General features: G+C 50.2%; 8 protein-coding genes and 1 pseudogene. 6 read left to right on the top strand and 3 right to left on the bottom strand.

Translation table 11 applies throughout. From position 1 onward, the window contains the following. The coding region (locus ACW17M_RS23945) for a DUF4347 domain-containing protein (protein WP_457548196.1) at nt 1-2,765 on the bottom strand (2,765 nt) is incomplete at its 3' end. Between the two features lie 346 nt (nt 2,766-3,111). On the opposite strand from ACW17M_RS23945, the gene ACW17M_RS23940 reads away from it, so the two are divergent. The 4 genes from ACW17M_RS23940 to ACW17M_RS23925 all read left to right on the top strand — a co-directional run bounded on the left by ACW17M_RS23940 (nt 3,112) and on the right by ACW17M_RS23925 (nt 5,725). After that, nucleotides 3,112-3,450 (top strand): hypothetical protein, encoded by a 339-nt coding sequence (locus tag ACW17M_RS23940; RefSeq protein WP_457548195.1) that lies wholly within the window; start codon nt 3,112-3,114, stop codon nt 3,448-3,450. Then, on the top strand, nt 3,386-4,408 hold the full coding sequence (locus ACW17M_RS23935) for a sensor histidine kinase (RefSeq protein ID WP_457548194.1): 1,023 nt from the start codon (nt 3,386-3,388) through the stop codon (nt 4,406-4,408). Before ACW17M_RS23940 ends, ACW17M_RS23935 begins: the two co-directional genes overlap by 65 nt. Continuing rightward, on the top strand, nt 4,377-4,859 hold the full coding sequence (locus ACW17M_RS23930; RefSeq protein WP_052475711.1) for a response regulator transcription factor: 483 nt from the start codon (nt 4,377-4,379) through the stop codon (nt 4,857-4,859). Before ACW17M_RS23935 ends, ACW17M_RS23930 begins: the two co-directional genes overlap by 32 nt. A gap of 380 nt (nt 4,860-5,239) precedes the next feature. Next, entirely contained in the window at nt 5,240-5,725 is a 486-nt protein-coding gene (locus ACW17M_RS23925; RefSeq protein ID WP_022521385.1) for a hypothetical protein, read from the top strand. 141 nt (nt 5,726-5,866) lie between these two features. Here ACW17M_RS23925 and ACW17M_RS23920 read toward each other — a convergent pair whose 3' ends face one another. After that, entirely contained in the window at nt 5,867-6,259 is a 393-nt protein-coding gene (locus ACW17M_RS23920; RefSeq protein WP_027958395.1) for a histone-like nucleoid-structuring protein, MvaT/MvaU family, read from the bottom strand. A gap of 375 nt (nt 6,260-6,634) precedes the next feature. On the opposite strand from ACW17M_RS23920, the pseudogene ACW17M_RS23915 reads away from it, so the two are divergent. After that, nucleotides 6,635-6,873: pseudogene (locus ACW17M_RS23915) on the top strand (transposase); the annotation flags it as partial. 36 nt (nt 6,874-6,909) lie between these two features. Here the strand turns inward: ACW17M_RS23915 and ACW17M_RS23910 are convergent. Then, nucleotides 6,910-7,776: a hypothetical protein gene (locus ACW17M_RS23910; protein WP_414127413.1), complete on the bottom strand. Its 867-nt coding sequence runs from the start codon at nt 7,774-7,776 to the stop codon at nt 6,910-6,912. Nucleotides 7,777-7,942: 166 nt separating this feature from the next. Between ACW17M_RS23910 and uraD the strand changes: the two genes are divergently transcribed. Continuing rightward, nucleotides 7,943-8,476: a 2-oxo-4-hydroxy-4-carboxy-5-ureidoimidazoline decarboxylase gene (uraD, locus tag ACW17M_RS23905; protein WP_041159101.1), complete on the top strand. Its 534-nt coding sequence runs from the start codon at nt 7,943-7,945 to the stop codon at nt 8,474-8,476. Nucleotides 8,477-8,668: the final 192 nt, after the last annotated feature.

Here is an 8,668-nt window from a genome sequence, read left to right as displayed (position 1 = left end):
ACGACGGTCACACTACCGCTACTGGAAGCGGCTAAAGTACCGGCAGAAGCAGTTAAGGTCACGGTTAGGCTATCGCCATCAGCATCCGCAAACGTCACAGAAGACAAGTCAACATTGGAAGCCGTGTCTTCAGTTACTGTGATATCTGAAGGCGCGCCAGCAACGGTGGGGGCGTCGTTAACTGCGGTAATATCGAGGTTAACGGTTGTCGTACTGGAATCAACCGTGCCGTCATTCGCCTTAAGACTTAACGTAGCGGCATTATCACCACTGTCGTTTTCGGCACCGGTGTATTGAATAGCAGAAATGGTATCTAAATACGCATTGGTATCTGCGGCACTGCCCGACAAAGTTAATGCGCCCGTGCCAGAGCCCGCGACGGTCACACTACCGCTACTGGAAGCGGCTAAAGTACCTGCTGATGCGGTTAAGGTCACGGTTAGGCTATCGCCATCAGCATCCGCAAACGTCACAGAAGACAAGTCAACATTGGAAGCCGTGTCTTCGGTTACTGTGATATCTGAAGGCGCGCCAGCAACGGTGGGGGCGTCGTTAACTGCGGTAATATCGAGGTTAACGGTTGTCGTACTGGAATCAACCGTGCCGTCATTCGCCTTAATACTTAACGTAGCGGCATTATCACCGCTGGCGTTGCTCGCGCCGGTGTATTGAATGTTGGTCGTAGTGTCCAAATAGGTATTAATATTCGCGGCGGTACCAGCAAGTGTCAGAACCCCTGCGCCGGAGCCGCTCACGGTCACGCTGCCACCAGAGGAAGCGGCTAACGTGCCTGCCGATGCAGTAAGCGTGACAGTGAGGTTATCACCATCGCTGTCGGCAAGCGTCACATCAGACAGGTCAACATTGGAAACCGTATCTTCGGTTACCGTGATATCGGAAGGTGCTCCAGTGATGGTAGATGCAGCGTTTGTAGGAACAGCAGTGATGTTGGTGACAACGAGGTCGTCAAAGGTAATGTAAAAGCCACTATATTCTCCATCTACTGTATTCTCAGTCAAAGTAAAAGAAGTAATACCCTTAAAAAAGTCCGCATTAATATGATTTTCTATATCTAGAGTGGTAACAGTGGTATTTGAGGCAATAAATTCTATGCTTCCTTTATCCGAAGTCAAAACAATAACTTCATTATCACCATCCCAACTTTGAAGCATCAAACTTGAAAGATCAAATTGCTTTCCAGAATCAATAGAGAAAGTAAGCTTCGTCTCAGCAGGAGCCCATTCACCAGTATCAATCGATTCAGAACCGGATAAATTTACATTTGTGAAGCCACCATTATCACTGTCTAGCAGATTTGCACTTTCACTTTCGATAGTAAACGTAGCACTTGTACCAACAGCAGTGACTGTTTTTGTACCGAGTCCAGTGACACCTGATTCAAAGCCGAAGGTGGCAGCGTTATCAACAGCAGTAATATCCACGTTAACCGTTGTCGCACTCGAATCCACCGTGCCGTCATTCGCCTTAATCGTTAACGTAGCGGCGTTATCACCACTGGCGTTGCTCGCGCCGGTGTATTGAATGTTAGAAGTGGTATCTAAGTACGTATTGATATTCGCAACACTGCCCGACAAGGTTAATGCGCTCGAGCCAGACCCAGTGACAGCTACGCCACCACCACTGGAAGCGGCCAAAGTGCCTGCCGAGGCAGTTAAGGTCGCGGTTAGGGTATCGCCATCAGCATCCGCAAACGTCACAGAAGACAGGTCAACATTGGAAGCCGTATCTTCGGTTACCGTGATATCGGAAGGTGCGCCGGTAATGGTGGGGGGGTTGTTGGCAGGAGCCGCATCAGCCTGAACCACCTGAAAAATTAAATCATTACTACCAACTACCGAGCCATCATAAACAATCGACCCACCCGCGTATTCTTCGTCCGTATACAGCAAGCCAATCGTTCCCGCAGGAGAGAACACAAAAGTATAAACTGAACCACTCGTCAGACTCACCGTCGTCGACAAGGTAACTATGGAATATGTGTAATCATCGAGATCTGTTAAAGTATTGCCGAATGAGGCGCCCGTCTGCGTTGCGAGGACTGAACCGCCAATTCCACTTCCGGAATACACCGTCAAGGTCCAATCAGAGCCATTGTCAAAATCATTACTAGCAACATGAATTTCCTTCAAAACACCCGTTTTTGTCGCCGTGAAAGTCTGTCCAATTGCCGCGTCGCCCGATGTTTGCGCAATACCAGCGGCGCCATTGGTCCCTATTGTTTCGTCAGCCAACACACTAGAATAGCTCTCGCTCGATAACACGGCTGTTTCGACACTCCCAGCCGTCCTTTCCAACTCCCAATCCCCACCTTTACTCGCCGCACCAGTCAAATCATCCGACGCAGCCACATCCGCCTGGGTAACTTCAGCTAAGGCAGTAATGAAGTCTTGCCCTTCGCCGCTGGCGACGGAGCAACCGTAAAGCAGTAAATCGCCTTCTTCATTTAAAGCGGCACCCAGTTGGGCAAGATCAGAGGCACGAGTATTGATAGCACTCTCATCGAGGCTAAAATTGCCTAGATGGATCTGGCCTTCTGAACCATGGCTAATGATATGAATGGCGTCGTAACCGCTGTGGGTTTGTGCCCATTGCGCCATTTGCTCCAGGCCATCGCGGGAAGGGTCTAGGGTGACGATGTCGGCCCCATCGGGAACTCCATCAACAAGGGTTTGCCAACCATCAATACCTGTATCGATGAAAATGACTTCTTTGACGTTACCGCGTTGTAAAAGATCGCTCACCATTTTTGTCCCCTTCCCCATCTATTATTATCGCCCCCAATGAGGAAGCCGCCTCAACGCGTACATCGCTAATGCTACCGCTCAGGTATTGTAGCCCTAGTTGATTACAGTACCTCGCACTTTTTAACTCGAAATTGCTAATTAATTTGGACTAAGTAGAGCCAACTCATCGGGGAGAGTCAAAAAGATTTTTGTGACATTTGTTTGCATGTTCGACGATCTTGACGAATTAGTAGCGCATCTATAGCGTACCAATAATTAGTTAGATGCTTCCTGAACCTCACGCCGCCGCCTGCAAGGCTATCGTGTCAATAACAGCCCTTTTGTTAAAGTGTGAGTGTGGCTCATAGTGATAACCGAACTTGATACCCGCACGCTTCTGGCGGTGCTGTGCATGGCCCTGGCGCTTTCTTCCTTGGCGTTGGCGCTGCTTTACCGCCTGCACCGAAGCCTGCCTGGCCCACGTGATTGGGCCATCGGCATGGTCGCCATCAGCATCGGGGTAGGGCTGTTATACGGGCGAAACGTCATTCCGCCGTTCTGGTCCATCGCCATTGCCAACGCCTTGATCCTTGTCGGTCATGCTTTTGTGGTCGCTGGGGCTTCGCATCATCAGCATCGGTATGGCGCTTCTGGTATTTCTCGGTGCCTGGACGATTGTGCACGACAGCCGCTTTCAGCTACTTAATGCACATCAGGCAGTCGCTGTGCTGCTTGCTCTTCATGGCACCCTCAATCTGGCACGGGCAGCCCAAACCTTGTTGGAACCGGTATTGGCCACGGATATGTTACGGCTCGGCCCTAGCACAAGCACCTTCTTCGCCTGGGGCATCCTGTTCTTCTTCGGTTTGACAGTAGGGTTGGCGGTAATGGTGACAGAGCGGTTGCGTGACCTACTACAAGATCGCCTCATCAAGGAGAACGTTGCCCGTTGCGCGGCGGAAGCAGCGCTTCAGGAGCAACGCAACTTCTTGACTATGGTCTCGCATGAATTCCGCACTCCGCTGGGTATCATGGCGGCATCGGCGGATCTCATCGCCTGCAACCTGCCAGCGGACGACAAAGAGTCGGCCGAGGAGCTGGATCGTATCCATAGGGTCTCACGGCGATTAGGAAACTTGGTCGAGGGGTGTCTGGCCGATGACTGGTTGGAAAGCGTGTCACAGAGTCGTCGTTCAGGCGAGCTCGATGTCGGCACCGTGCTGGCCGAACTGGCCGCGGAGTACAACGTGGTTCTGTATGGGGCAGTAGAACCAATCCGCGTGGATGCCGACCCCTACCTGCTGCCCATCGCTTTTTCCGCTCTACTGGATAACGCATGTAAATACGCCCACACGCCTGAGGGCGTTACGCTTTCGTACTTCCAGCAGGGAAAAACAGTGGAGGTAACCGTACGCGACGACGGGCCGGGCATCGACCCCGCCGATGTGCCGCGTCTGTTCGAGAAGTTCTATCGTGCACGCCGCACCCAGCATAAACCGGGCGCAGGCCTGGGCCTGCATTTGGTTCAGCGCATCGTTGCTTTGCACGAAGGGAGCATCAAATTAGATCAGACCCATGGCACGGTTTTTTTATGTCTCTCTACCCGTGCTCAAGTCTTAAGTGGAAACTCTCATGCCCTCAATACGCATCGCCCTAGTGGATGACGAACCGGATTTCCGTCAGCCGATGGCCCGCTACCTCCGCAAACGTGGGATGACGGTCTACGAGGCAGGCTCGGTCGAAGAACTGCGGCCTGTGCTTTCCGAGGTCGCACCAAACATAATCTTGCTTGATGTAGGCCTGTTCGGTGAAAGTGGCCTGGACGCGGTCAAAAGCTTGCGCGACGAAAGCAAAGCCGGTGTCATCATGGTGACTGCCCGCAGCGGTCTCGAAGAGCGTATCGAAGGTCTCGGCCGTGGCGCCGACAGCTATCTTTGCAAACCCGTGAGCATGCGGGAACTGGAAGCGGTAGTGCTAAGCCTTTGGCGGCGAATTGGAAACGAAGAAACGGGCGGGATGTTCGCTGCCTTAACAATCGCCATGAAAGATGGCAATCCCCTCAATACGGGGATTCAAAAAATTCTCGTGCCAAGGTCAGTAGATCAACCAAGCTAGGGCGCAAGAGCTCACAACACCCATTACGGCTTCATACTACTGCGATAGAGTAGCTATCAGATTACAACCCGTGTGAGGCTTAGCATCTACATCCCCCAGCACCACCGAGGAGAATCACTGCATTAGTAAAGTTAAATTTGCGAGCCCGCTCACTACCACTAATATTAGAAGGCGCCGTCCGAATCACGGCACGGAACTGGGGTATTGTGGTTGCTTGCTGGGGTAGGTGCCCATAGGCCTGCACCCACATGACATGAATTGCTTTAGAGCACTCTATCGGGCAGCAGAGGAAAACCTCTATAGCCTATGTGGTCATCAGTCGCCCTACGCTTATGCTCGGCTTCTAGTTGAGCGGAGCTAAAAAATAAAGGGAAATGGGAATGTTAAAAAACAGCTATTTAATCTCTCGTTCGACCGCCACGGCTCTTTCTCTGCTGCTATCTTCCTCGGCTTTGGCGGATGAGGTGTACAGCGAGACAGCAACCGGTATGGTCGAAGCCGCTGTTCAAGCGATCTGCGAGGGTGATAAAGAAAGACATCTTTCAATGCACCAGCGGAAAATTGAACCCGATCTATATTATGAGGAAAAATTCTCTGCCTTCCATACAGCATGCAGAGATAACGGTATAGCAGATATTGAAACGACATCTGATTTTGATGATGCATTAATGCAAGAGCAAAAGCGTCGATTTCACATTGATGCAAACATCGTCATGGGAGACGGGTCTGTGTACGCAACCACGTTTCGAGTGATTTGGGGGTCGTTCAACGTGCCAGAGGGTAGCAACTCAGTCGAGGCGTGGAGATTGGGCGGCCTTAGTAGAGTAGAAGTACCTATCCTCAGGGAAGACCTGTCGCGAAATTAACGGATGGCTGATGGACTTACTCGTTACTTTTCTTTCCCAGCACATCGCTTAAATAATTTTTCGCTCACTGAGCGGGCTCAGTGAGCGTTTTAAAGGGTAACTTTGCCAAGCTGGCGTTGTCACCACTAATAAAAATTAGTCTTATTGCGCGATTTCTTTCACAACCCAACTGACCACTTCTTCATTACCAAATTCAGCCTTCCACTCCTGGATAACTTTGTGATTCCCGCCACGGGTTTCTACTACCTCACCAGTGTGTGGGTTCTTGTATACCTTCAAGGGACGTTTTTTACGCCCATCTGTGCTGCTGGTGCTTACCTTTCCAGCTTTTGCTGGTTTAGAGCGGTAAGATGGGTCAAGCATTTCACATACGTCGCGCGCTAATTTTCCGTGCTCAGTCATAAGTGCTTGTAGTCTTTCTTTGAATTCAAGCTCTGCTTTTAGCTCACTGTTGTTTTCCAGCGCTTGCAGCTCTTCCTGCAGCTGCTTTAACATCTGTTCTTTTTTGAGATAGTTACTCAGTACCGACGCCATAGTCTAAATTCCTATATTTTTAAAATTTAAGGTAACCCTTAAACATATATCTTACGCATTATAGCTTTAATATAGCCATTGAGAAAAGGAAAGCTCAATTTTCAGGCCTGGATGCATAGAATAACCGCAGCACTTTGGATCATAAGGTAAAGATAGGAGGGCCAGCAACGGCATCCTCTCTGCCTTAACCTGCCATAGTGAAGCAGGGCATGGGATATCGACAACCGACTCAGGCCCAACGATACCAAATTTTTAGCTATCTTTAGACCGACATCAGCCAGCGGGCCATTGGATCCCACAGCAGCACCATTAGCTTCGAGATAAAACGCAACGAGCCGACCAGAGTTATGCGCCAGAACAGGCCTTGTCGGCCAGACATATATTTGCGACCCGCACCGCTCATGCCAGCGTGGTATTAATGAAAACACCAATGACTGATTCGCCAATATTTCCCGAAAGGGACAGGCTTCCGACACGGGTCAGACACAGAGCTAAGGGTCGTCGTCAATAACCTCAACGATAGACCAAGAAAGCGGCTGGGATACCGAACCCCAGCCCAGGTGTTATTAGGAGAATACGCAGAAGCACTAGCAGCCGCTGCATTTATTGGTTGAATTCAGAATTAAAGGCTAGGCAGCTGAGTTTCTATATTAGAAATGCCATTCGATATTAAGCGTCATAGCGTCGGTATCAACCCCTGGCTTATTGTGATTACCAAATTTATTGCGCCAATATTCGTAGCCAACGCCGGCCCATAGCGAGTTTTCCGCCCCCCACGCGACTTGTCCTACATCCAGCATCAGCGAGGTACGCATTAACTGCTCAGGCTTGGTCGAATCGCCAAAGTAGTCATCCCCTTTCCCACCGTTGTAGTTATAGAAGCCTTGAAATTTTAGCGGTAACGCAGCCGCTTCAAACGGTAACCCCCAAGCCAAATTGATTTGGTAATAAGGGTCAAATGAGATGCTGTTCTGGTTTTCGGGTAGCCCACAGGGTGGCAGGCCGCAGTGGTTCCACTCCCGGCTATAAAACAGGCTTAGATCTACAAATCCTCGCTGCACGTCAAACTTAAACGTTGGCCCAACTACCAGTTGGCGCTTACGCGGCGCAAAGCCGGTGTTTTTAGTGTTGAGGTCAAACCCGAAGGTTAGTGCCATATCCCTGACTGGCCCGAATGCTACCGGCTCATCAAACACGCCCCCCGCATGCAGTTGATGACGGTATGTCAAGTACGCTTCCGTTGCCCCTGAGTCACTATTGCTGGCGGGATCTTCATCACTGGACTGTAGAAGATCCAGATTGAAAAAGTTTTGCCCCAGTGAATAACCACTTGCATGGGTGAACTGGAGAATATGCTTCTCCACATTTTCAGGGTTATTAGGCTCCATAAACTGTGTTCCATAGCGATAACCCACAAACGTATCACTCCACGCCGCCGCATGAGCACCTGCCGACATACAGCCAAGAAGTGTGGCCACCGACACGTACTTAGCCACTGCTCGGTTTCTCTTCAACATGCGAAAACCTCTTTTGTTTGATTTTTTAGACGCATTTTTTAACGCCGCGAATGTTTTTGCTGGCGTGAACAACCGTTTTTTTTCGATAACAGCACTTCTTAGAGTACATTTATCTATATTTATTGTATACAATAAGAATGACAATAAAATACAAAAGGAGCATACAATGTCGCTAATTTTAAACGCCGCACGCCCTAGCAGCCTTGGTTTAGAAGATTTTCTTACCCATTACGGCGATATATTCGAACACTCGCCATGGGTAGCAGAAACTTTTTGGAAACAAGGGCTTACTGATCAGCATGATGATGCCGATGTACTAGCAGACAGTATGGGAGCAGTGCTTAGGAACGCCGATGTTGATCAGCAAATTGCGGTTATCCGCGCTCACCCTGATCTAGCGGGAAAAGCCGCCTTGGCCGGCGAATTAACCCAGGACTCCACCCGCGAACAGGCGGGAGCAGGCCTAGACCAGTGCACCGCTGCAGAGTTTGAGCGCTTCCAACGGCTGAATCAGGCTTACCAGGATAAGTTCGGCTTCCCCTTCGTGATTGCCGTTAAAGGGCTTGATCGTCACGCCATTCTCGATGCATTCGAAAAGCGACTTGAAAACGACGCCGTAACTGAACGACAAACAGCCATTAATCAAATCATCCAGATAGCGCGCTTTCGCTTGCACATGCGTGCCGAGACGGCTGCATAAACCCCATGAGATTACTCTTCCCACAGCCTGAACGGTGCTCGCCCTTCAGGCTGTGAGGCTTACCCTTTATCGTCATTCGGAGAGACCTCTATGAGTCTGGAGACAAGAGAAGATCTCGATCCGATCGAAACCACGGAATGGATTGATTCCCTGGAATCGGTATTGGATCGTGAGGGCGAAGATCGTGCCCGC

The organism is Vreelandella sp. 2A-K22 (genome assembly GCF_054065485.1).
Note: the sequence above shows the minus strand (reverse complement) of the source record. Positions and strands in the feature narration are given on the sequence as shown.